The sequence below is a fragment of the Achromobacter sp. D7-1 genome (genome assembly GCF_059760445.1).
Genome location: NZ_JCBAMT010000015.1, coordinates 34,965 through 61,087 on the forward strand (window position 1 = coordinate 34,965; position 26,123 = coordinate 61,087).

Sequence of the window (26,123 nt, forward strand, 5' to 3'; positions counted from 1 at the left end):
ACCTCTATGCAGAACAAAGACATTTACAACAAACTGCCAAAGGAGAATAGGCTCGTCAATAACGGCGTCGCCGAGGTATCCGAGGACCACTCTTCTGCGGCGCAGGACGTTCTGCGCTACGAACTGGAAACTTTTGTCTGTGATGGTCAGTACGAAAAGGGGCTTGAGACCATCCTCGACAAATTCTTGATAAACCTGGACTCTGGCACAGAGCAGCCAGGCGTCTGGATTTCCGGCTTCTACGGCAGCGGCAAGTCGCACCTGGCCAAGATGCTGCGCACCCTGTGGACCGACTACCAGTTCATTGACGGCGCCACTGCCCGCAGCCTGGCAAAGCTGCCTACCGGTATCTTTGAGAAACTGAAAGAGCTCAGCACTCAAGGGAGGCGGCACGGTGCGCTCCATGCGGCCGCAGGTAAGCTCGGCGCGGGTGCCGGTGACAAAGTGCGCCTGGCTTTACTCGGCATCATTTTTAAGTCTAAGGGACTACCCGAGCAGTACAACCAGGCTCAGTTGGTGCTGTGGATGAGTCGTGAGGGTCTCCTGCCAACCGTTGAAGCCGAGACGAAGGCCGCGGGTCGTTCGCTGGCCCAAGAACTGCCGCACATGTACGTGTCCGGCCACCTTGCCAAGGCTCTGTTAAAGGCTCGCCCGGACTTGGCCCACACCGAAGCCGACGCCCGCAGGCTGCTCAAGGAGCAGTTCCCTCAGGTCACCGACGTCACCAGCGAGCAGATGACCACCGCCATCGAAGCCGCATTGGCGGTGGATGGCAAGTTCCCCTTGACGCTAGTGGTCCTAGACGAAGTGCAGCAGTACATTGGCGCCGACGCCGAAAAAGCCTTCCAGGTGCAAGAGGTGACTGAGACCCTCAGCAAGCACTTCAACGGCAAACTGCTGTTCGTGGGCACAGGGCAGTCCGCCCTGTCTGGCATGCCCAACCTTCAGCGTCTGATGGGCCGCTTTCCGGTGCAGGTGATGCTGGGCGACTGGGACGTCGAGAATGTCACCCGCCAAATCATCCTGGCCAAGAAGCCCTCGGCCCAGCCCGATGTCGAGCACGTCTGGCGCGCCAACCTCGGCGAAATCTCCCGACACCTACGCGGCACCAAGCTCGAGCACGTCACCGACGACGAAGACGTGATGACGTCCGATTATCCGCTGCTGCCGGTTCGCCGGCGCTTCTGGGAGCGTGTGCTCCGGACCATCGACACCACCGGTACGGTGTCACAACTGCGCAGCCAATTGCGCGTGGTGCATGAGGCAGTGCTGGCCACGGCCGACGCTCCCCTGGGCCATGTCGTTTCGGGCGACTTCCTGTACGACCAAATTGCCGCAAACCTGGTCTCCACGGCCCAACTGCCCAAAGAGGTCTTTGAGAACGTCCAGCGGTTCGCAGCCGGAGACCCACACGCCCAACTCAAGGGCAAGCTGCTCAAACTCATCTACCTCATCAACAAGCTGCCCGCCGATGCGGCGATGGACATCGGGCTGAAGGCAACCGAAGACGTGCTGGCAGACCTGCTGGTCACAGATTTGTCGGCCGGGTCCTCGGAACTGCGCAAGCAGTTACCCGCACTGCTAGACGAGTTGCAAAACAAGGACCGTCTGGTCATGGCACTGGCTGGAGGCAGCGGGACGGAGTTCCGCCTGCAGACCCGCGAATCCAGCGCCTGGTACGACGAGTTCCGCGCGCGAGAGGCCGAGTTCAAGGCCGCACCGCAGCGAGTCGAACAGAAGCGAGCCGAACTGCTCAAAGGCCGCTTTGGTGACGTGTTTAAGAAGGTTCGTGTCGTCCAGGGTAAGGACAACGTCGAACGCCGTCTGACGCCAACCTACGACGACAGTCTTCCCAAGGACCACGACAAGACCCTGTACCTGTGGATTCAGGATGGCTGGCAGACGGAGGAGAAATCCGTAATCGCCGAAGCCAAGGCTAAAAGCGCCGAAAACCCCACTCTGTTCGCCTTCCTGCCCGCCCAGCACAAGACCGAGCTGGCCAACGCCATCGTGGCGCTGGAAGCAGCGCGCACTACGCTGCAGACGAAGGGCAGTCCATCCACCGAGGAGGGCCGCGATGCCCAACGCTCGATGGAAAGCCGCCAGCGCACCGCCGAGAAGGAATTGGCGGAGTTGCTGGACCAGTTAATGGCCAACGTACGCGTATTCCAGGCCGGAGGGCAGGAAGCGCAGGACGGCAACGACTTGGCCGACCGCATCAACCGCGCTGCCAAGTCCTCGGCCATCCGTCTCTACAGCCAGTTCGACGCGGCCGACCACGACCTGTGGAGCAAGGTGTTTGAGGAGGCGCGCAAGGGCAATTTGGAGGCTCTGAAGTTCGTTGGCCACACCCAGGAGGCTGACAAGCACCCGGTTTGCCAGAAGCTGCTAGCCTACATTGGCCCCGGCAAGAAAGGGGCTGAGATTCGCGACAACTTCGACGCGCCTCCCTTCGGCTGGCCGCGCGACGCCATCGACGGCGCGCTCTACGCGCTGCTGGCCGCCGGGCACATCAAGGCAACCGATGCCGCCTCAAAGACCGTAGACGCCAAGAGCCTTGACCGCACCAAGCTGACTCAGACCAGCTTCCAGCGCGAGAGCGTCAACGTCACGCCGCCGCAGCTCATCAAGATTCGTTCGCTGTTCAGCGCCGTGGGCGTGCCTTGTCAGCCCAAGGAAGAACTTGCAAAGCTGCCAGCCCTGCTGATGAAGCTGCGCGACCAAGCGGCCAAAGCTGGAGGGCCTGCGCCTGCACCTGAGACCCCAAATCTGGCCTCGCTAGAAGCCATCGAGGCCCAGACCGGCAACGCACAACTGCTGGAGCTGTTCACCCGTTACGACGAGCTGGTGGGCCTGTCCAAGACCTGGAGTAAGACCGCCGACGACATCGCCAAGCGCCTGCCCGTGTGGCGCAGGTTAGGCGACCTGCTGCGTCACGCAAAGGTGCTGGGCCCCTACGCGGAGTTGAGGGACGAAGTGGATGCCATCGCGGCGCAGCGAAGCCTGCTCGCCGACCCGGACCCGGTGCGGCCGCTGCTGGACAAGACTGTGGAATTGCTGCGCCACGCTCTGAACGCCAAGCTTGAGGGTTTCCAACAGACCTTCAACCAGCAGCAGGCGCAGCTCCACGCCGATACGGACTGGAAGAAGCTCAACAACACCCAACGCGCGGACCTGGTTGCGCAACACCATCTGTCCACACCTCGTACGCTGCCGCTCGGCACGACCGAGCAGTTGCAGGACGCCCTGGACGAGTGCAACCTGGAGCATTGGGTCTCCAAGGCTCAGGCGCTGTCCAGCCGATTCGAGGCCGCGCGCCAGGCCGCCGTGCAACTCCTGAAGCCCAACGTCGTCCACGTCACGCTACCCAAACGAACGTTGAACGACCGAGCCGAGCTTAAATCTTGGCTGGCAGAAGTGGAGGCCTTGTTGGACGCCAAACTGAAGCAAGGGCCCGTGGCGCTCTGAGCGCGGTACAAGGAGGCCAGGTAACCGATACCCCGTTACCTGGGTTACGTCGAGAACAAGACACCGAACAACATGTCGAGCCAAAGCATCAACAACCAGCCCCTACCTAAACCCCTGCGCAGCCAGCTCGAGGCCACCGTCAAAGCCGCCCGCGACGTCGCCGAGAAGGGTGCCCACGCCGCCCTGGCCCAGCTCGCCGTCGGCGAAGCCAAAGCCCCCGACTACCTGACTGACGAGTTCAAGGCCCTACGCCGCCGCCTGCGCGCCCATGGCCGCGCGCAGGGCGACAAGAAGGCCAACGACGACACCCAGGCCTTGCAGCACCTGGTCTGGGAAGCGGCCTACGAGCACTGGCACCGAATGCTGTTTGCCCGCTTCCTTGCCGAGAACGGTCTGCTACTTTGGGAGCCCGGTGCGGCAGTGTCGCTGGACGACTGCGAAGCCCTGGTGCAGGAAGCCGACTCGGCGATGAACTTAGGTGCCAAGACGAAGTGGGAGTTGGCCGGCAAGCTGGCCGCCCGCATGCTGCCCCAGGTGTTCAAGCCGCAGAGCCCGGTGTTCGAACTGGCCTTCGCACCCGAGCACCAGCGCGAGCTGGAGCGTCTGCTGGCCATCCTGCCACCGGAGGTGTTCAAGTCCAGCGACAGCCTGGGCTGGGTCTACCAATTCTGGCAGGCCAAGCGCAAGGACGAAGTCAACGCCTCGGCGGTGAAGATTGGCGCCGACGAGCTGCCCGCCGTCACCCAACTATTCACCGAGCCCTACATGGTGGACTTCCTGCTCCACAACTCGCTGGGCGCCTGGTGGGTGACGCGCCACCCCGGCCAGACCTGCCCGGTGCCGCTGACCTACCTCCGCAAGCTGGACGACGGCACGCCTGCGGCCGGCAAGTTCGAAGGCTGGCCCGACCGGCTGGAGGACTTCAAACTGCTCGACCCCTGCTGCGGCTCGGGCCACTTCCTGGTGGCGGCCTTCCTGATGGTGGTGCCCATGCGTATGGCAGCCGAGGGCCTGAGCGCAATGGACGCGGTGGACGCCGTGCTCGCCGACAACCTGCACGGCCTGGAACTGGACGCCCGCTGCGTGGAAATTGCCGTCTTCGCGTTGGCCCTTGCGGCCTGGCGCTTCCCGGACGAAAACGGCGAGCCGCTGGGTGTGCGCGCGGACATGCCCACGCCTCAGGTGGCTTGCTGCGGGCTGAAGGTGGCCGCCAAGCCCGGGGACTGGATAACACTGGTGCCGGATGATGCTGCCAACGCTGCCTACCTGCGGCAGGAATTGGGCTTGCTGCACGCCAGCTTCGCTCAGGCACCACTGCTGGGCAGCCTGTTGGACCCGGTGCGCACCCTGAGGAACGACCTGACCACATCCAGCTTCGACACCCTACGCGACCTGCTGGGCCGCGCGCTAGCCACCGAACGCCCAACCACGCTGTGTGGGCAAATCAGCGAGCTGCAGGACGATAGCTGGGACCTGGCGCTCACTGCAAAGGGCTTGCTCGATGCGGCGCGGTTGCTGGACCGGCGCTACCACTTGGTGGTGACCAATGTGCCCTACCTGGCGCGCGGCAAGCAGCTGGATGCGCTGAAGGACTACTGCGAGACCCACTACCCCGATGCCAAGAACGACCTGGCCAACGTTTTCCTGGAGCGCTGCCTGGAACTGAGCCTACCGGCCAAGGGCTCGCAGAGCGCAGGTGTGGTGCAAATCGTCATGCCGCAAAACTGGCTGTTCCTGACCAGCTACAAGAAACAGCGGGAATCGCTACTCAAGCGCGTGCAGTGGAACTTGCTGGCACGGCTGGGGGCCGGCGCTTTCGAGACCATCAGCGGCGAGGTAGTGCAGGCCGTCCTGCTCACCCAGACCCGCGCCCCGGCAGCGGAGGGTTTTCAGCTGCGCGGCGTGGATGCCAGCGCGCCCAAGGTCGCGCAGGAAAAGGCGGCTCTACTGCGCGACGGTGAGGTGGTGGCCGTAAGTCAGAGGGGGCAGCTTTCCAATCCAGATGCTCGGGTCGGCCTTAGCGAACAGCAATCCGGTGACTTGCTCCAGAAGTTCGCGCTGGCCGCTCAAGGCATGCCGACTAGCGATTCCCCGCTCTTTGTCCAGTTCCATTGGGAGAACTCAAGTCGTGGTGACGCGTGGGAGTTTCACCAGAGCACAGTCGAAGAGTCGATGTACTGGGGTGGATGTGAGCGCATCGTCTTGTACGAGAAGGGCAATGGACGAATGCGCGCACTTGCTGCTGCGCAAGACAGAGATAGGGGCCGAGACCGACAGGGAGCTCCGGTCTGGAGCAAGCGTGGCGTGGCAGTAGGTCTGATGCGAGAACTCCCCCGCGCGCTGTACAGCGGTACCAAGTTTGATAACAACATGAGCGCGGTCGTCCCCTATGACCAGGAGCATTTGCCCGCGCTCTGGTCCTTCTGTTCGTCGGCCGACTTTAGCGAAGCCGTCCGGCGCATCGACCAAAAACTGAATGTCACCAATGCCACGCTGGTTAAGGTTCCCTTTGACCTGGCCCATTGGCAACGAGTCGCCGCAGAGCGCTACCCCAATGGCCTGCCCAAGCCGTACTCCGACGACCCCACGCAATGGCTATTCCACGGCCACCCGCAGCCGGCTACTGACCCGCTGCAAGTTGCCGTCGCCCGCCTGGCCGGCTACCGCTGGCCGGCCGAGACCGACACAGCGATGGAACTGGCCGACGAGGCCCGCGCCTGGATTGCCCGCTGCGAGAAGCTGGCGGAGCACACCGTCGACGACGGCATCGTCTGCCTACCCTCGGTGCGCGGCGAGGCGCCTGCGCATGACCGACTGCTCAAGCTGCTGATTGCTGCCTGGGAGACTGTCCAGCCCGGCAGCTGGAAGCCAGCCGTGCTCGATAAGCTGCTGGCCGATGCCGACTGCGCCGGAATAGGCCTGGACGTCTGGCTGCGCGAGAAGTTCTTCGAGCAGCACGCCAAGCGCTTCCATCACCGCCCCTTCATCTGGCATGTGTGGGACGGTCTGAAGGATGGCTTCGCTGCGCTGGTGAACTATCACCAGCTCGACCACAAGAAGCTGGAGCGCCTCATCCACACCTACGTGGGCGACTGGATACGCCAGCAGGAGGCCGGCGTGCGTGATGGCATCGACGGCGCACAGCAGCGCCTAGCGGCTGCCCAAGACCTGAAGCGCCGCTTGGAGCTCATCCTCGAAGGCGAGTCTGACGGCAAGACCGGCTACGACATCTTCGTGCGCTGGAAGGCCCTGCACGAACAACCTATCGGCTGGAACCCCGACCTCAACGACGGCGTGCGCCTGAACATCCGCCCCTTCATGACCGCCGAGGTCCTGCGTCACAACAAGAAGCCCAAGCTCAACATCACCTGGGACAAGGACCGCGGCAAGGATGTCGAGAGCGCGCCGTGGTTCAAGGTATTCGGTGGTGACCGCATCAATGACCATCACCTCACGTTGGCTGAAAAACTGGCTGTCAAAGGAGACCGTCCATGATGCTTAAGGAAATCGAGTTGGTGAACTTTCGGGGCATCAAAGAGATGTCTCTGACGTTCAGCAAGCAGACGACCGCGGTTCTAGGCGTCAATGGTGTCGGCAAGTCCTCGGTGCTTGATGCGCTTGCGATAGCTCTTTCGAACATGACGGAGCGCATCGTTGGGCAGGCCGCGCGTGCTCGAAGAATCTCGCCTGACGACATCAAGAGCGGCGAGGACTTCGCCCGCCTGAAGGTCTCAGTCAATTTGGAGGCTGACGAGCGAACGACCTGGGCCATTGCGCTGAAGAGACATAAGAAGACGCCGAAGGATTCCGCCGAGCAGGGCAGCGACCTTGACGCGCTGAATGCTCAGACGAGCCTGTTGAATGGACGGTTGCTCTATCGGGAATCGAACGGGCTGCCCATCAATCTCCCTCTCGCGGTTTACTACGACGTCCACCGCGCAGTGCTTGATGTGCCTCTACGGGTTCGAGGAGCCATCAAGAACACTCCACGAGAGGCGTATCACGACGCGCTAGGCCATGGCGGCACGGACTTCCGGGGCTTCTTCGCCTGGTTTCGAGACCGCGAGGATGCAGAGAACGAACGCGTCCGCGACGACCCCACATACACAGACCGGGACCTCAAGGCAGTACGCGATGCCATTGAGAGCTTCACCAAGTTCACTGAACTGCGGATTAGACGCAAGCCAACCCTGCGAATGACCGTCAAGAAGGGTAAAACCGAGTTCAACGTCCTGCAACTATCCGACGGCGAGAAGTGTCTGCTCGCCCTGGTCGGCGACCTCGCACGCCGCCTCAGCCTGCTGAATACGGAAAGGGCCAACCCGCTTGAAGGCGCCGGAATCGTCTTGATAGACGAGATTGACCTGCACCTTCACCCGAAATGGCAACGAACTGTCGTGTCATCTCTGGAGAGAGTATTCCCCAGCTGCCAGTTCGTCATTTCCACGCACTCGCCTCAAGTCGTTGGAGAGCTCGCCCCCGAGTCCGTGATGCTTCTCCGTGACGGCCGTCTGCTCGGCCATGCCGAACGTACCCTCGGCTTGAGCAGTGGAGAAGTTCTCGAGGAACTGATGGAAGGTGATGCTCGGAACACGATAGTGGACGCCGAGCTTTCTAGGATTCGCACGCTTCTCGACAACGACGACGTTTCGCAAGCACAGACAGCGCTCTCGGACTTGCAGAACAAAGTTGGCGACCTACCCGAGGTGCTGGAACTCCAAGCCGCCGCTGACAGCCTCAAATGGCTGGAGGAAGACGGCGCATGAGACACATCAACAAGAGGGGGCAGCCAGAGGAACTGATTCGATGGCGTGCCGACAATGCCGCCTCGCCTCAGAACCTTGTGTATGGGGGAGGAAACTTCCCTGGAGAGGCTGTTCGAGGGAGCCTGTTGGCGGAGCAGCTTCATCTGTGCGCGTACACGCTTCGTCAGCTGAAAACAGCCGCGGCTTGCGAAGCCGACGCGAAAGACACTCGGTCATCCTGTCACATCGAACACCTGTTGCCACAGTGCCGAAAGGTCCCTGGTGAAGACATCGACTACGGGAACATGGTCGCTTGCTATCCGCCCAGTCAATCGAAAGTGGCATGCGAGTTCGGTGCCCACGCGAAGGCGAGCTTCGACCCAGCTAAGGAGAACAACTTCGTCTCGCCCGTGCTTGAGGCCGCAGAAGCCCACTTCAAATTCGACGAGCATGGCAGGGTCACGGGGCGCACGGCAAACGGCAGCAAAACCGTCGAGGTTCTCAAGCTGAACCACAAGACGCTGGTGCATGACCGTGCTGCAATCATCAAGGGAGCACTTTACCCAAAAGGAGCGAAGTTGTCCGCTCAGGCTGCTCGCCGCTTGGCCGTAGAGGTCATGCAGCCAGATGGGCAGCAGCGTCTGCCAGCCTACTGTGTTGCCATTGCCCAAAGCGCGCTGCGCCATGCTGAGCGTGAAGAACGGAGACGTCGGCGGATGAGAGGTCAGCAATGAAGCAGGAAGAACACGTCTCGCTGGCCCGGGCACTAGTCACGGCCATCCAAACCGTAGCCAAGGGCAACCCTCACACAGCGGCGCCAACCGCCGCTGTTCTTTGGCCCGACAAGGACCGCCACTGGGAGCCGGCCATCGGACTCTTGCGGCAGGCCATGCCCAACCTGCTGACGTTGGACACCTACGACGTTGAGCGCCACTCCGGCCCGGCCATCTGGTTGAAGTGCGCGATGGCAGGGCTTGTGCCTGAGGTGCAGGTGAATGATGTGCCGGTCGTATACCTACCCGGCGTCAGCCGGGCAGAGCTGCGCGCCATCGAATCTTGTCCACGCGACCTTCAGCCGCTCGCAGAGTTGCAGTACCGCGGCGTGTTCTGGAGCCAAGCGAACGCGAAGGACTGGACGGTCAGCGCTTTCCTTGCGTCAAAGAACGGTGGCCTTGGTCTAGACGTCGCCCAGGACAAGGCGACGCTGGAAGCGCTAGGCCAGGCTCTGCGGGCAGGCGTGCTACTCGAACGGCCGCTGGTCGAGCTTCAAGGGCGTGCCATCAACGCGGAATGGCTGCTGAGCTTGCTGGCACCGAATCCCACCAGAGACCTGCTGCAATGGATGAACGCGCCCGACGAAACACGCCAGCAATGGGGCGACGTGCTGTGGGATGTGTTCAAGAAACGCTGCAAATCCGACTTCAGCTTCGACCCAGTGGCCGACGGCGTTCTGATGGCTGCCGAGCGCCTGGCCAGAGGAGAAGGCAAGTGGGCGGCAGTTGCGATGCTGTACCGTGACTCGTTCGCCAGCTTCCCAAACATCTATCCGTTGGTGGCCAAGGTCCAGCCGCCGCAACTGGGACTATTCCCGGACGAGAAGCAACTGGCCGGCTACCCACAGGTCAACGAGGAAAGCGAAAACACCCTGCGCTATGCCTTGGCAGCCTGCGCGAGCTTGGATGCGGCGCAGGCGCGTTCAGCGGTTGCCGCAGCAGAGAAGGAGCATGGCTCCCGCCGCGGCTGGCTGTGGGCTCGAATGGGGCGGTCGCCGCTCGCAGCCGCGCTGGAGCATCTGGCAGAAGTTGCCCAGAGAAGCGCAACTCTGCCCATCGGACAGACACCTGCAGAACTGGCAACCAGCTACCAGCAGTCAGGGTGGCAAGTCGACCTAGCTGCACTGAAAGCTCTAGGCTGCGTCCAGGCCAAGAGCGATGCGGAACCCGTTGGGGCGGCCTTGCGTGCGATGTACCTCCCCTGGTTAGAGGAATCTGCCAAGAGGTTGCAAGAGGCGGTCAAGGGCGCGGGTGGCTTGAAGGTACTGCCAGCTCAGGACGACGGAACGCTCGCGGAGGGGACCTGCACGGTTTTTGTCGACGGCCTGCGGTATGACGTCGCCCGACTGCTGGAGCAGCGCCTTGCGTCGCTGGGCACAACAAGCCTCAAAGCCAATTGGACGAGCATGCCCTCGGTCACGGCATCTGGAAAGGCGTGGTGCTCGCCCGTGGCGAGCTTCATTGCCGGCACAACTGAAGATGTCGACTTCGAACCCAGGGTGACCGCCGATGGCAAGCCGCTCTCGGGCCACAACTTCCGTAAGCTGCTGGCCGAAAAAGGTGTGGCACCTCTGCAGAAGCACGAAACAGGTGACCCGCAAGGTCGCGCCTGGACCGAGGCTGGTGACCTGGACCACTATGGGCACGAACACGGTGTCCGCCTAGCGCGAGATATGACGACCCAGCTAGACCAGGTCTTTGAGCGAATCACCGAGCTGGCCGACGCCGGCTGGAAGCGCATCCGCGTTGTGACCGACCACGGCTGGCTATTGGTGCCTGGTGGGCTGCCGAAGTCTGAACTGGCCAAGCACCAAGCCGAGACGCGGTGGGGACGCTGCGCCGTCCTTAAGGACAGCGCCCATGGCACACCGCTGACATTCGGGTGGGACTGGTGCAAAGACGTGCAGGTAGCGTACGCGCCCGGGGTGACCAACTTCATGGCGGGCGCAGACTACGCGCACGGCGGCATCAGCCTGCAGGAGTGCCTGGTCCCCGTCCTGCAACTGGAGTGCGCCGGCACGGCTGCTGCAGGAGCTGCCGTGACGATTCAGTCGGTCACGTGGAAGGGCCTGCGCTGCTCGGTGGTGGTGGCCGGCGCCTCCGCGGCGCAGCGCGTGGACATTCGAACCAAAGCGGCACTGGCCTCCAGTTCGCTGGCAGTGAGCAAGCCGTTGGACGGCGGTAAGGCTAGCCTGGCGGTGGCGGATGATGAGCAGATAGGCGCGGCAGCCGTGGTAGTGGTGCTTGGAGCTGACGGCGAGGTCTTGCAGAAGCAAGCAACCACGGTAGGAGAAAAGTGATGATGCAACTCGATGAACTGGACCGCAAGGCTACGGCCACTTACGAGGGCTACGTGGTGCGCAAGGACCTGGTCCGCACCTTCAGCCGCCAGTTCCCGGTGCCGACCTACGTGGTCGAGTTCCTGCTTGGCCGCTATTGCGCCACGACGGACGAGACCGAAATCCAGGAAGGCCTGGACATCGTGCAGCGGCAGTTGGGCTCGCGCACGGTCAAGGCGGGCGAGGAGGAGCTGTTCAAAGCACGCGCGCGTGAATCCGGCTCCGTGAAAATCATCGACATCATCACGGCTCGGCTTGACTCCAAGACCGACTCCTACGTCGCTACCTTGCCCAGCCTGCGGTTGAACGACGTTCGGCTGACGCCAGAGATGGTCAAGGACAATGAGCGCATGCTAACCGGCGGCTTTTACGCCGAGGTCACGCTGGGGTATGACGCCTCCATTGCCCAGGAAAAGGGTGGGCGCCCCTTCGGCGTTGATGCGCTGCGAGCTATCCAGCTGTCGAAGCGCGAGGTTCTGGACGTCTTGGCCAAGGGCCGAGAGCAGTTTTCAACCCAGGAGTGGCGGGACCTGCTGCTGCGCAGCGTCGGGTTCGAGCCAGAGACCTTGTCCGAGCGGGCCAAGGATGCGCTGCTGCTGCGCATGGTTCCCTTCGTTGAGCGTAACTACAACCTGGTTGAACTAGGTCCGCGCGGCACTGGCAAGTCGCACCTCTTCCAGCAGGTGTCTCCGTATGCACACCTCATCTCCGGTGGCAAAGCTACGGTGGCGCGCATGTTCGTTAACAACGCCAGTGGTCAGCGTGGTCTTGTATGCCAGTACGACGTGGTCTGCTTCGACGAGGTGTCCGGCGTGTCCTTTGACCAGAAGGATGGCGTAAACATCATGAAGGGCTACATGGAGAGCGGTGAGTTCTCACGTGGCAAGGAGAGCATCCGCGCCGACGGTTCCATCGTGCTGGTAGGCAACTTCGATGTCGACGTCGAACATCAGCAGCGTATCGGTCATCTTTTCGGGCCTCTCCCCGCGGAAATGCGGGACGACACTGCGTTCATGGACCGCATCCACTGCTTCCTGCCTGGCTGGGACGTCCCCAAGCTCAACCCGGCGCTGTTCACTGCTCACTTCGGTTTAGTAAGTGACTTCCTTTCGGAATGCTTCACTCAACTGCGTAACCAAAGCCGAGTCTCTACGCTTCAAAACAGGGTCTACTGGGGCGGCGCTCTCTCGGGCCGAGACCTTAACGGCGTCAATAAGACTGTCAGCGGCCTCCTTAAATTGCTATATCCGAATGCAGAGACCTCTGTTAGCGACGAAGACTTGGAGTGGGCGGTGCGTTTGGCTCTGGAGGTGCGACGCCGAGTCAAGGAACAACAGAAGCGAATCGGGGCAGCCGAGTTCCGCAATACCCACTTCAGCTACACCATCGGGACAGAAGGTGTCGAGAAATTTGTGAGCACCCCAGAGCTTCAGAGCCAAGGAGGAATTGGCGATGAACCGCTCGAATGTGGGCAAATTTGGACTCTAAGCCCAGGCGGGCAGGATGAGCATCCGGGACTTTTCCGCCTAGAGGTTACTGAAGGGCGTGGCAGCGGCGTGAAAGTTCTCAACAACCCTGTACCAGCCCCATTCAAGGAGTCGATTCGTTATGCGGAGCAGAATTTGTATGCTCGCTCACAACAATTGGTGGGGGATAGAGACCCGCGGTCGCACGAATTTTCCGTGCAATTGCGTGGTTTCGATGCCGCAAAATCTGGCGCTAAGACTGGCGTGGCTTCGCTCATCGCCTTGTCTAGCGCGTTACTGAAAAAATCAGTACGCGGCGGCCTCGTTGTAGTTGGGGAAGTGACTCTAGGCGGCACCATAGAACCTATCCATAACGCAGTGACATTGGCCGAAATCGCTGTTGAAAAAGGGGCCAAATCGTTATTACTTCCGGTGTCCTGCCGACGACAGCTGTTCGACCTATCTGATGAGATGGCAACGAAGCTAGATATCGAGTTTTATCAGGACGGGCGCGATGCGTTGTTGAAGGCGATAGCAGATTGACTGCGCCTCCCTGGCTGGCCCTAGGATGAAGGAGCCTCTACCAGCTCGCGGTAAAAAAGAGGTAACGGCATCCATGAGCCATTTTCCCAGTTTCAGCTCTAGGACATGAGCCCCGGGACTTCCTACCCTGATGGTCGAGCTCTGGGCACCTCAGCGTGCTGCCAGCGCGTAAAGTGGCATGGCACCACCACACGCAAGGCAAATCACCACGACCTTGCTGGCAGCCCACCAGCGTCTAAACGGCGTCAAGCAGTCGCAGACCGCAACACCGGACTGCCATGCAGTGATAGGCGAGTACCCGAACATATCCACCTGCCACGAACAAGGTTCGAGGGATGCTGAAAGGGTAATGAGTTATAGAAGAAGCTCGTTATAACAAGTCAGCCCTCTCCCCTTGAGCTGATTTAAAAACTGAATGCGTAGGTCCGGGTCCGACGCCAACTGCTTCCGAATACCGGATAAGAAGGCGTCCCGCTGAAGGCGCAGGCTATCGAGCTTAGCTTGAATCGCCATGTCTACCTCAGGGTCCGAATGAGGAGTTTTACGGTCGAACAAAGGTAGTTTATGGTCTTCAACCTTAGCATCTTCGTCCTCATCTCGACTGACCAGTGCCTCCACCTCCTCGTAGGCTGTTCGGAAATGAGCATCTTGGAGCTTTATGGCAAGTTCAAGTTCAGACTTGGCCCTGGCTAGAGTTCCTTCGAGTAATAGCCTTTCCGAATAGAGACTGAGCTCGAGTTTCGAAGTCGCCTCCTGCAACGCTCTCGCTCGACCAACCGATGCGTTTACAGCCTCCACTCCGTCGGCCACTGCTCGCAATGCTCCATTGATTTTCTGGAGGATGCCGGGCGAAGATGTCTGCTGTCCAGCCCGCTGCGCGCGCGTACCACCAGGCTTGTCAAAACTGAGCGACGGCGTCCTAGCTAATATGCCCTCTCGCCCCTCACCGACAGTTTTGGCCTTGAGCGGGCCTAGTGTATTCGCTTGACCAACAGAGCTTGTAGCAGTCGCTTTCTGCTTCGCCAACCGGTCTTGCAGCAAAGATAAAACCGTACCGATATCGTTCAAGGGAGGACGGGGAGTCTGCGCAGGGCCGATAGCGGAAAGCCTCATCTTTGGCTGACTCAATGGCGCGACTTGCGCTCCCGAAGCCTCCCCAGCTCCATTCGGCTTGTATTTGCACGACGGAAAGTTGGAGCATGATAGGAAGTTACCGTGACGGCCCGACCTCGTCACGAATACACCTTGTTTGCATGCGGGGCAATTGCGCTCCTCAATCACCTCGTCGCGCATATTAGTAACCGCAACGGCTCCATCTGCTCTCAACTCTTCGAGAAAGGTCGACCGTTTACCTCGAACCGTAAACATAGCCACGCCGCGCCGCGCCCGCGTCAAGGCAACGTAGAACAAGCGGCGCTCTTCGCCTAGAGGATAGGAGTCGCCTGCGGGCATTGCCAACGCAAGTACGGGGTCATCCGCACGCGTGCTCGGAAAACTTCTCCCGCGCATTACGCTGAGCATTTCTGGAAGTATGACGTAGTCCGCTTCGCTACCCTTTGACCGATGAATCGTGTGAAACGACACGTCTAACCACTTCAAGAAGGGTGTCGAACGAGCAGGCACATACTGCTTTTCCGCCCTGTAGCGGCCCAAAATATAGACTGACACCTTTCCGTCTCGGCCAGGCGGAACCACCCCATCTTGAACGGCCCGACCTAGGTTACTGAGGAACTCGTGAACGGCATCCATCAGCTCATTCTTATCATCGACCTGAATCGCCTGGAGGACGGGGCCCGATGCCGGAGTCTTCGAAGTCACCCTTTTGCGAAGCTGAGCTGGGTTTTTCGATACGAAGTGACTGGACACATCACACAGCGCTTGCGGACAGCGAAACGTCTGCTCGAGCTTAAGAATTTTTCCATCTCTAAACCATTCACGAAATCCGGTCATAACCGAAACGTCGGCGCCCGCAAATCTGTTGATAGACTGCCAGTCATCGCCGACGGCAAAGAGGAATCGACCTGGCCGCTTCACCAACGCGCGGCACAGCCTCGCCCGTGCACGCGAAGCATCCTGGAACTCGTCCGCCATCACCAACTCGTATGGTGCGACATACCGGTCTTTCTCCAAGTACGCAGCAGCAACATTCAGCATATCCTCGAAGTCGATTCCACCCTCTGCACGCAGTGCGGCATCCCACCCCTTGATAACAGGTTCGATGATGTCCAAGAACATCTGATGCCGGAATTTGAAGCAATCCTTGGGCATCGAATCTAGAAGAGCACGCAATGCCTCCATCGTCATCGAATTGCTCTTGACATGAGAAATGAACGTGCGCACTAGACCTATCAGGTCGGAAGGCGTCATCGGCGCCTTCCCACCCAGCGGAATTTTCCGGTCAGGGTTAGGGTCGAGTGCAATCCCACGGCTCGTGAGTTCATGTTCCAAGTGTGTGAATGCTGCACCCACGCGGATTTGGTGCGACGTAGTTTCAACTAGCGAAGTCCCGCGCTCGCTGTGTAGCCGTCGCTTCCACTCAACCCCGGACACATAATCAGCGAAGTGGGGAGGCGCATTGCCCTGCTCGTCGAGGGCAAAATGCTCGTGGTAAAGGTCTATCCCTGGATAGTAGAAATCAGGCCGGTATTGCCGGTGCTCTGAATCCGCGGTCTTGAACTTGTATTGGCTCTCGTACTGGTACTCTACTCCGTTATAGAACAGCCAATTCGCTATAGTCGCCTCTTCTTGGCTGCGCACTCGTTTGCCATCGACAGTCAACGTCCGGCCGGTCCCCTCAGCATCCCATACGTCGGCGGAGCTACCACTTCCGAACTTTGGCAGGTCTCTCCCAAAAACAAATCGAAAGAGGTCCCATTTGGTCCGAAAACATGGGTTGCTGTCCTTGAGCTGGTCGACAATCTCGGTGAGCTTCTGGCATCCCGCGATGGCGTCGGTTGCCCAATCGGGGACATCTGGCTTTTCTCCTGTAGCCTTGCCGATGATGTTTAGACCTAACGAGTGGAACGTAGCAGTTTCGACCGAAACACCTTGCATACCTAGGCGCTCAAACGACCGGTGAGCCCGCTCTGCGAGCTCTTCCGCTGCCGACTTATTGAATGCAAGCATGACAATTTGGCTCGGTAGCACAAAGCCACGGTGCACAGCATAAGCGGCCTTCGCCACCATTATTGACGTCTTCCCGGACCCAGCAGACGCCACGGTTTGCACGCGATTGTCAAAGCAGATTACGGCCCTTGCTTGCTCTTCCGTCAGAGGTTTGCTTTCAACGGTGTCGAATAGGCTTTTGCAGTGCTCCAGCTCGGATATCGTATGCTGCTCATTGAATGCGCTCCAAGCAGCTCGATGGTCCTCCGCCCAATGTGCCAGCGTTGCAGACACTGACTGAACGACATGCCCAAACCGAGCCTGCACCTCGTGTTTCTTCAAGCGTCGGTTGATGGCTTGCAAGTCTACGACTGGACGAACTCTTTCAAGTTCACGCTGCGTCTCGGAGGTGAACCAGCGCCGCACTTCGCGGGCGGTGCTTTCTCGTGCCGATTTGTCGCGCAGCCAAGCTTCCATCTCAGCCTGGGCCTGCTGGAGAAAGGCAACGTCTTCGCGTAAACGCTTTTGCGCCAACGCCGCATCGCGCGCTGCGTTCAACGTTTCCATCTCACCATTGGGGAGACCGTCGACCCTCAGCTCGCTAGGACGCCCTGGGTGCAGAGTAAAGTCCGACCAGAAATATCCGCGAGTAAAGCGGTAGGCCGTTTCTTCTTCTATGTTGACCCGGTAAATTTGACCAGTGATGGTCAGTTGAAACTGCGCATCTTGGATGCGCAACACCCAATCTGGTGACCCAGTGAGATACCGCCCCCAAAGACTGGGGCTCCACTCGTTAACCATTCCACGGCCCTTCGATATGTAATGAAACGTCGTTGGCGCGTGTCACCGCAACAACCAGCATAAATAGTAACTCACTGTAATACGGGCAGAAGATGGCCTGAAGACCGTGTGCATCCGGACTTTCCCTGCGGAAACGATATCTGCATAGCGTCGACAATTTTTGGTCGAAAGCGAACTTGCACAAATGCCTCAGTCAAATGACGATTTCAGCAATCTGAGTAGAAAAACACGCCATAGCGTGCCACTAACAATGTTTCATATGGCAACATATAGGAATACTAGCGGCTTGCTAGTGTCCTGCTGAGATAAATGTAAGAGCCAATCGAATATCTGAAATTGTCAGGATTCGAGTTGAGCCGCGTTGCAATGCGGCGCAACGCAACGGCATCTGACCGCGAGATATGCCGTCTGGCCCACGTGGTTGACCTCCGCTTGACGCTGGCAGACAGACAAGCATCGCGCCCGAAGTCGTTTGACCGGCGCAAAGGAGAGCAACTCAGTGGAAATTCGCCTCATTGAGAAGGCCGGGGTGCCAGCGTCGGAAATTGACGCTCTTCAGCGCATTCAGAAGGTATTCGACGCCTCGAAGTTCACTAAAGAGTGGCGTGGCTATGCTTCCTTCAAACTACCGCGTGGTGGTCCCGGTGCAGGAGACGACGACTTTGACCTCGTACTCGTCACGAATACGCATATCATCGTTCTAGAGTTGAAGAACTGGCGCGGCAACAAACTCAAGGCGCGAGGAGGAAATTGGTATGTTGACGGCCAACCCCGCGGCCGCTCTCCTGTTCCACTGGTCAACCTGAAAGCGAAGCGCCTCGGTACGACGTTGGAGACCCGCGTTGGAGCAGCCAAAAGACCTTGGGTGTTGTCTTTTGTAGTACTAACCGGGAGCATCAAAGAGCTCGACTTCTCAGAGGAACCGGGAGAAGCCAAGTCGACTCTCTCATTGGAAGCATTATTGGCTTGGTCGCAAGAGGCAAAGTATCGACAATGCATAAGTCAGCCATCGCGCATCAATCCTCTCGGCTTCTTGACTGCATACGACCTGTTCTTTGAAGGACAGAAGGGTCGGCCGGCTGGCTTCAATATCCATGGCTATCGCCCTGAAGCGCAAGCGCTTTGGGAACATCCGAAGAAGCTCTATGCAGAATTCCGAGCTAAAGAGACGCAGGACCCGGACAAGCTTGCCTTGCTTCGTCAATGGGATTTTGGTGCGTTGGGCAGCGAGCTCATAGGTGAGGGTGAGCGTGGATTCATCGGCCTCCGTGAGCAGCGCGTCTTCGAGCACGTAGAACCCCGGAACGAAGAACTTTCACGTAGCCTGCTACGGCCTATAGCTCGAATGGCAGAGGCCGACGTCACACGTGACTTTGCTGAACTCTATGCACTGCCACCCAAGGTGACGCGGCTCAGCGAATTTGTTAACTCCGGCTTACCCAAACTCACCTCGCCGGAACGTATCGTTCTGGTCAAAGCGATGCTGCAGCGGTTCGCTGATTTGCATGACCTAAACGTCGCTCATCGCGATATTGGTGCTCATTGCCTGTGGGTCGAACGCCCGGCCAAGGTGGTTATCTCCGGCTTCCCTGCGGCTTATTATCCCACTATGACTACCATGGGCGCGTTCCGAGAACGCGTGCAAGTGGAGCGCTCTAATCTGCCGGAGGATGCCAATCAGTTAGAAGCGGCGACTCCCTTCAGACGCGACATCTATATGCTCGGCGTACTGGCACATTTGATATTGCATGGCGAACGCCCTGCCCGCATAGACGGACACTATGTGTGGGAATCGCGGGCATCGGATGCGTTCGACGGAGCGCTAGACACAGTACTGAAAAAGGCGCTTTCCCGCGAACCGAAGGACCGCTTCGAAACAGCGCGCGAAATGCTAGAAGCCCTGAACGAGGCCTCCAAAGGCGACAACGAACAGGTCATCGACCTTGCTGCGTTCGACGTCTATCGCGCCAAAAGTCGAGTGCGCGACTATCCTGAGGAAGGAGAGCCGCTCATTGACGACGATGACTTACTTGCCTTTCGCAGCACATTCGAAGGTGAACCGGTTCTGGTCAAAGAATGGCATGGCGTCGAACCCGACCTCAAACACCCAGACCAAGCCATTCGCCTACTATCATTCTTAGAACGGGCTCGCAACCTGCGGGCCGCAGCGCTGCCGGGCGTTGCTACAGTTCTTGATAGCGGATTGAGCAGACGCAGTCTGCTGGTGGTGCAACACTGGGTGGAAGGAGAGACGCTGACGGAATGGTTGACTCAACCTCAGGAACGGGAAGCTAGACTGAGAATCGCGCGCGAGCTGACTAGCACCCTGGCTCAGATGCATGAGTTCGAATGGCCACACGGGGACATAAAGCCCGACAACATCATCATCACGCCTGATGGCCAACCTGTCTACGTCGATATGTTGGATTTCAGAAGGACCTCTGGCGACGTCTACTCCACCGCATACCTGCCCCCAGACTATAAGACGCTTTCTCCCCTGGGTAGGGACCGATACTCCCTGGCAGCAGTGCTGAACGAACTGCTGATACAAGGACAAGAGCAAGGTAGTTTGTTGGGACTCGAGCGGGTACAGGAGGAGATTCAGCAACTACTCACACAACGTCAAGTCTCGGCGCTTGAGCCGCTGCAGAGTGCTTTGGACGGCAAGGGGCAATCAACAGAGCTTCCTGACGTAGAACCCTATCGTGTCACCATTCGAGGATTACGGAATACCGGAGTGCCTCCGGGAGAATTGCTTGGGGACAACGGATACTTTTATCTTTCGATAGAAAACTCTCGGAAGAACCACGGCTCCCGCTTGATTCATCTGACAGGCGCAACCGCCAAGATGACAGTGGAGTGGGAGACCGCAAAGCGCCGCTCGTCGTGGGTAACCGTCAAACCGATAGATTTGACTCAGCTCATCTGGGCACAGGAAAAATGTCTCGGGCGAATCCGTGCAAGGCTCGTCATATCCGAGGGAGTCAGAAACGACGCCGCTGACCTAGAGCCATCATTGGAACTGTGGGATGAGCAGTTTAGCGACGAAGCGGCACAAGAAGCGGAAGAATCGCTCGATAGTGATACAACCACCGAAAATATTGCATCTTCTCAGGCCGACGACAATGAAGAACAGCTTGCTCTGGCCAAAGGTCCGAAGCTCGACATTGACGTCAAGGAACTTTGGCAGGCTTTACTCTCAGCAGAGGAAGAATCTCTGCCTGTCGCAACCGTTACGAGCGAAGCACGGCGCAATCCTCAACGCGGACACCAAATACTGCTGCCTTGCGCTCTCGATGGCGCGGGATTTGACCCCGACATCGATGACCGGACTTGGGTTGAAAGGCTAAATGGCGAAGGCCAATGGCGTCGTTGCGGAGACCTGGAGCTGAGAGACACATCTCTCGGTGCCAACGCCGAACTTGCTATAGAGCGCTGGAACGGCAAACCAGCCAAAGTCGGAGAGAAGCTGAGACTGCGCACCAATATGGAAAGCGCGTCGTTGACGCGCAGAGCCGCGGCGGTCGACCGCATCATCGAGGGACGCTCCGTCGTGCCGGACTTGCTGGATTTCTTCCAGCCCGGCGACACACAGCCATTTCCGATGGAGTTCCATCGCCCCTCCGAAGAAGCATTGGATGCATACACGCAAGGCAACAAGAGCTTGAACGAGAGCCAGAAAGAGGCCTTCCGCAAGGCACTACAGTACGGCCCCCTGAGCTTACTTCAAGGGCCGCCAGGCACTGGCAAAACCTGGTTCATCGCGTCCCTGTTGCACTATCTCGTGACCAAAGAGGGGGCGCGCCGAATACTAGTGGTAAGCCAGGCACACGAGGCCGTAAATAACGCGCTGGAAAAAGCTCTGGAGTTATTTGAAGGCAAAGGGGAAGTGTTCGATGCCGTGCGGCTGGGCCACGAGTCTGTTGTGTCTGACACTATCCGTCACCTCCATTCCTCGTCCATCGAACAGTCCTATCGCGAGAGCTTCAAGGCAGAGTACAAGGAGCGCGTTGTTCGCCTGGGCACTGAGATGGGACTCCCAGCGACCTTCGCTTCCGCTGCGGTGCAATTACACGTGAGCGTGGGGCGGCTGATTAACCAAATATCGGCATTGGCAGTGGACAAACCAGAGCCCCCGTCCGGAACGGGCAACGGCCATGACCAGGAGCCGCCCAGTGAAGACCCAGCGGTGCACCGGGGACGGCAACTGATGGAGGCGCTATTCGACATCTGCAGTCGCGACTATCAGTACGACATCGGTGAAAAACAACTCGGCGAAGTGCTGGATGACCTCTACGCACAGTTGGCTGACTTGCACGAGATTCAATCGCCACAAGCGGTAGAGCGCCTTCGTCGCCTGCTGATGATGTCTGATGACTGGCTCAAAACTCTTGGCGAACCTGCAGCGAACTTTGTTGAGTTCTTGGCAAAATCACGAACTATTGTTGCTGGGACGCTGGTCGGCATCGGTCGCCGTGCAGCTGGCGTCATACAGAACATGTATGACTGGGTAGTTATCGATGAGGCTGGACGCGCCGCTCCGAGTGAGCTGGCTGTAGCAATGCAAACAGGACGACGAATTTTGCTGGTAGGCGACCACAAACAATTGCCTCCAACGTTCGAACAAGATGTGCGCAACACCGTATCCAAGAAGCTGGGCTACGCCACCGAATCCCGCGCCTTTGCTAGCGACTTTGAGCGCGTCTTTGATTCTCCTTATGGCCTCACTGTTGGCGCCACGTTAAAGGAGCAGTACAGGATGGCGCCTACCATCGGGGAACTGGTGTCGGAGGTATTCTACGGCGGACAATTGGCAACAGGTCGCGGCGCTTCGTGGCTAGATACGAGCTTACTTCCCGCACCGTTGAGGCATGAGGTGTGCTGGGTCGACACCGCATCTCTTGGACGCAGTGCCTCAGAAAGCACCTCACCCGATAAGGTCGATTGCTGGAACGACGTCGAGGCCCGCGTCGTGATGGATGTCCTGCGAGCGTTGCTGCAGAATGCCGCACTCGTTCGAGCCCTGAAAGAAGGGTTGCAGCCTGGCGACCCTATCGTGGGCATCATCTGCATGTATTCAAAGCAGCGCGCGGTCTTGAATCGTCTAAAGAGCGAATCTCGCTGGATTCCAGCGGACCTGCGCCGATTGGTCAAGATAGACACGGTTGACAGCTACCAGGGCAAAGAGAATCGTATCGTGATTCTCTCGACCGTTCGCAATAACCCCCAACAGAACCCCGGCTTCCTGCGAAGCCCGAACCGCATTAACGTTGCGATGTCACGAGCGATGGAACGCCTCGTGGTCGTAGGAGCCACTCCCATGTGGAAAGGCAAGAATGAGAACACCCCGCTGGGTCAAGTGCTAAAGAAGATTGAATCATTGCGTGGCGCAGACCGAGCCGCCATCGCCAAGGCACAGGAGTTCAGGGCATGAGCATCGACCAAGCCCTCTTCAACAGAATCACCTTTGCTCTGCCCGTGCAGCCGTTTAAGGTCACCGCCTTCATCTCTACAGAAGAGCGACTGCCAGCGGTAACGGAGTTTGTACTGCGACTTCTACACACATGCGGACAAGTGTCGCTCTCGGCGTTTCGTCAGTATTTCGGATTCTCCGAAGCAGAGGCTCTAGCAGTCGTCGAGACGTTGGACCGTCAAGGTTACGTGACACTGACAGAAGATGAACTAACACTCAGCGAGGATATGCGACAGCGTTTCGAAGCATCGCCCGACAATTACCCATGGGTGAGCAAGCTGAAGCGTCGCACCGACGTGGTATTTTTTGACCTCTTGTCCTTCTCGGTGCTTGGGCGGGTAGACTTCGCGTTCGCGACGGCCAACTGGGTGAAACTAAATCCACCACCCGCAATGGTCGGGAACAGTATAGAGCAGGCGCGTCGAGCGTATCGCGAGAGCTTTGTGCGCATCGAACGGGCTACTGCTCGCGCTCGCGGCGAGGAGCGTGAGCGCTCCTACGGCGTCCACTCAATTGAGAGCATCGACGCGCGCAAGCCCGGGTTTATTCCTCTGACTGTGAGCCTAGAAGTCGATGCGAAGAACACGGTGACAGTTAAGCTGCCACACGAATTTGAAGCTGGGGCGAGCTTGGACCTGTTGTCAGAGTTTCGAGAAGGAGTGGCGGCCACGCTGGAGGCCGGTACTCACAATGGTGAAGACGGGTTGCAGAATTTTCTGGACATGTTCGGGCTGGACTTCCTCCGACCGTATGCGCCGGCAGCGGAGCTAAATGCACACAAATTGGCGGTCGACATAGAACGCGGATTAGATTCGCCTGCAGGAATTCAACCCATGTTTGGTGGCTTATACCTCCAAAGAAACCGTAATGTGGTGCTCGACCAGATTCATGAGGCTCGAGTCAGCCGCCGGGGAAAGCCAGTATTTCTTAGCTCCCTCAGTTGGCTTGCGCCAAATTACGCCCTGTGGGGACGCGGCGAGGACTTTAAGCAGTCGGTAGAATCGTTCCGAAAGGCGATTCGGAACACGGGCAAGGGTGACGACCTTTTCATATTCGACAGGGCCGACGAGCGTCAGGAGCACTCTGTAAGGAGCAAGTTTGCCGGCACGGGTCTGGTTGAACTCCACCTACTTAGGCACCAGCCTCCATCCTCAAAATCCTGGCAAGACTGCCTGGAGCTCATTCTGTACCCTGGGCGCTTCGCAGTAGTCATGTTTCACGCGACATCGCCCTCGACCCCAGGCGCCCGCCTCCCATTCGGGTTCTTATCGACACAGCCAAAACATCTACGTATGGTCCATCAACTTATGGTTGATGCTGGAGATGGAAAATACTACGGCGGACGTTGGGCGCCGAGTCGTGATGGAACCCCTAAAAAAATGCAATCACTGTTCGAAGCCTGCACTTCTTTGGCGTACTCTGACATCCAGTTATCGTCTACTTCATGAAGCATTGGTGATGAGGCTTCAGTTAAGACTGATGGTGGTGGCGCCGGCGACTTGCTGCAGGCACATCGACTGACCCTGTCGTGCCTGAGGCCATAAGCTGGCACTTCGTAAAGAAATCAGAAACGCCCAAGAAAACAGAGGATATTTCCTTTTATTTTCATCAACTTAGAAAAAACGACAGATTATGGCTTAGATTTTCGCGAAGCGCCGGGATATGCTTTCATGGCCCCTGGCGTCGAGGCCTGCTCTGCCAGACAACGATGACAACTTATGGTTCATCTGACGCCAATTTTTCCCTAACGCCACACCGGTCCGACTTTCCAGTCGGACCGGTTTTTTCTTTGTGCGGAAGGCAAATCACCCGGTTCCCGCGCCGCGCAATCAGGCTTCCAGCCTGAACTGCGGCAAGGTGATCTCATCCGACACCCGCTCGAAACACACCCGCACCCGGCTGCCTATCCTGACCGCCTCGGGCGGACTGTCGATAATGTTGGCCATCATGCGCACGCCTTCGTCCAGGTCGATCATGGCGACGACATAAGGCACTTTTTCGCTCAGGGCCGCGTTGCTCGGGCGCCGGTTGATGGTGTAGGTGTAGACGGTTCCCTGGCCAGCGGACTCGATCCACTCGATGCTGTCGGACAGGCAGGCCGTGCAGAATTCGCGCGGATAGAATTGGCGCGTCTTGCAGCAGCCGCATTGCTGGACGACCAGGCGGTTTTCCTTCGCCGCATCCCAGTAGGGCTGGGTGATCCGGGTCGGTTGCGGCAGCGGGCGTTGAACTTGGTCCATGGTCAGACTCCGAGGATCAGGGTGGTGTTGCAGGAAAAAACCAGGCCGGGCGCATGCACCAGGGCCAGTTCGGCCTTAGGCAATTGGCGTTCCCCGCATTCCTTGCGCAGTTGATGCACGGCCTCGAGCAGCAGCAGCATGCCGAACTGGCCGGGGTGGTTATAGGACAGGCCGCCGCCCGAGGTATTGATGGGGAAATCGCCCCCCGGCGCCAGGCGTCCGTCCGCCACGAAGGCCCCGCCCTCCCCGCGCTTGCAGAAACCCAGCTCTTCCAGGGACTGGATCACGCCGATGGTGAAGTGATCGTAGATCTGCACCACGTCGATATCGGCGCGCGTGACGCCGGCCATGGCGAGCGCGGCATCCGCCGTCTGCGCCACATTGGTGTCCAGCCAGTCCGCCGTATTGAAGGGCGTGTAATGGTGCGAGAAGGACTCGGCGATGCCCATCACGTAGACCGGCGGCCGCTTGAGCTCGCGGGCACGGGCGGCGGAGGTGATGATAACGGCGCCGCCGGCGTCGGTTACCAGGCAGCAATCGCGCTGGCGCAAGGGATCGGCAATCATTTTGGAAGCCATGACTTCCTCGATCGAGGTGTCCTCGCGACGGTAGGCCTTGGGGTTGAGTTGCGCCCACTTGCGCGCCGCCACCGCCACTTCGGCCAGGTCCTTGTGAGTGGTGCCGTAGCGCTGCATGTGCAGTTGCGCCACCATCGCGTAATAGCCGATGGGGCTCAGCTGCCCATACGGCGTGATGAACTGTCCGCGCGGCAGGCGCATGTCCTCGGGCGTGCCGCCCACCTTGCGCGTGCCGTCCGACAGCTGGGTGCTGCCGTAGGCCACCAGCGCCACCTCGCACATGCCGGCCTCGATGGCGGCCATGGCGTGGCGGATGTGCATGACGCTGGACATGCCGCCCACGCTGGTCGAATCCACATAGCGCGGCCGTATGCCCAGGTATTCCGCCAGATGCAGTCCGGCGAACTTGTCGTCCACGTGCGCGAACACGCCGTCGACGTCCTTGAGCGTCAGCCCGGCATCGCGCAAGGCGCGGGCCGCTGCCTGCGCCTGCAGGTCCAGCGAGGTCATCCCGGGCACTTTCCCCAGGTCGGATTCGGCGGCGCCGACGATGGCGACCGATTTCGATAGATGCTTGCTCATGTAGGGATCT

At 59.1% G+C, this 26,123-nt stretch carries 11 protein-coding genes; 8 read left to right on the top strand and 3 right to left on the bottom strand.

Annotated features, from left to right (window positions below; all coding sequences use genetic code 11):
* The first annotated feature begins 6 nt into the window (after window positions 1–6).
* The 6 genes from brxC (at window position 7) to brxL (ending at window position 13,334) form a co-directional block, all read left to right on the top strand.
* On the top strand, window positions 7–3,468 hold the full coding sequence (brxC, locus tag AC6LKD_RS09275; protein ID WP_498115979.1) for a BREX system P-loop protein BrxC: 3,462 nt from the start codon (window positions 7–9) through the stop codon (window positions 3,466–3,468).
* Window positions 3,469–3,540: 72 nt separating this feature from the next.
* Window positions 3,541–6,963: a DNA methyltransferase gene (locus AC6LKD_RS09280; RefSeq protein WP_498115980.1), complete on the top strand. Its 3,423-nt coding sequence runs from the start codon at window positions 3,541–3,543 to the stop codon at window positions 6,961–6,963.
* On the top strand, window positions 6,960–8,234 hold the full coding sequence (locus AC6LKD_RS09285) for an AAA family ATPase (protein WP_498115981.1): 1,275 nt from the start codon (window positions 6,960–6,962) through the stop codon (window positions 8,232–8,234). The genes AC6LKD_RS09280 and AC6LKD_RS09285 overlap by 4 nt, the downstream gene beginning before the upstream one ends.
* Window positions 8,231–8,947: a hypothetical protein gene (locus tag AC6LKD_RS09290; protein ID WP_498115982.1), complete on the top strand. Its 717-nt coding sequence runs from the start codon at window positions 8,231–8,233 to the stop codon at window positions 8,945–8,947. The genes AC6LKD_RS09285 and AC6LKD_RS09290 overlap by 4 nt, the downstream gene beginning before the upstream one ends.
* On the top strand, window positions 8,944–11,286 hold the full coding sequence (pglZ, locus tag AC6LKD_RS09295; protein ID WP_498115983.1) for a BREX-1 system phosphatase PglZ type B: 2,343 nt from the start codon (window positions 8,944–8,946) through the stop codon (window positions 11,284–11,286). Before AC6LKD_RS09290 ends, pglZ begins: the two co-directional genes overlap by 4 nt.
* Window positions 11,286–13,334 (top strand): protease Lon-related BREX system protein BrxL, encoded by a 2,049-nt coding sequence (brxL, locus tag AC6LKD_RS09300; protein ID WP_498115984.1) that lies wholly within the window; start codon window positions 11,286–11,288, stop codon window positions 13,332–13,334. The genes pglZ and brxL overlap by 1 nt, the downstream gene beginning before the upstream one ends.
* A 354-nt stretch (window positions 13,335–13,688) precedes the next feature.
* On the opposite strand, the gene AC6LKD_RS09305 is transcribed toward brxL, so the two are convergent.
* Window positions 13,689–17,180 carry a UvrD-helicase domain-containing protein gene (locus AC6LKD_RS09305; protein WP_498115985.1) on the bottom strand — a complete coding sequence of 1,164 codons (3,492 nt, stop codon included), beginning with the start codon at window positions 17,178–17,180 and terminating at the stop codon, window positions 13,689–13,691.
* Between the two features lie 559 nt (window positions 17,181–17,739).
* Between AC6LKD_RS09305 and AC6LKD_RS09310 the strand changes: the two genes are divergently transcribed.
* Window positions 17,740–22,674, top strand: coding sequence for an AAA domain-containing protein (locus AC6LKD_RS09310; protein ID WP_498115986.1), 4,935 nt, complete (start codon window positions 17,740–17,742; stop codon window positions 22,672–22,674).
* Window positions 22,671–24,161: a hypothetical protein gene (locus AC6LKD_RS09315; RefSeq protein ID WP_498115987.1), complete on the top strand. Its 1,491-nt coding sequence runs from the start codon at window positions 22,671–22,673 to the stop codon at window positions 24,159–24,161. Before AC6LKD_RS09310 ends, AC6LKD_RS09315 begins: the two co-directional genes overlap by 4 nt.
* Window positions 24,162–24,542: 381 nt before the next feature.
* Here the strand turns inward: AC6LKD_RS09315 and AC6LKD_RS09320 are convergent, their stop codons facing one another.
* Both AC6LKD_RS09320 and AC6LKD_RS09325 read right to left on the bottom strand, forming a co-directional pair.
* Window positions 24,543–24,953, bottom strand: a complete 411-nt coding sequence (locus tag AC6LKD_RS09320; RefSeq protein WP_013392381.1) for a Zn-ribbon domain-containing OB-fold protein — start codon at window positions 24,951–24,953, stop codon at window positions 24,543–24,545.
* 2 nt (window positions 24,954–24,955) lie between these two features.
* The gene (locus tag AC6LKD_RS09325; protein ID WP_013392380.1) at window positions 24,956–26,113 is read right to left on the bottom strand and encodes an acetyl-CoA acetyltransferase; all 1,158 of its coding nucleotides are present in this window, start codon (window positions 26,111–26,113) and stop codon (window positions 24,956–24,958) included.
* Between the last annotated feature and the right edge of the window lie 10 nt (window positions 26,114–26,123).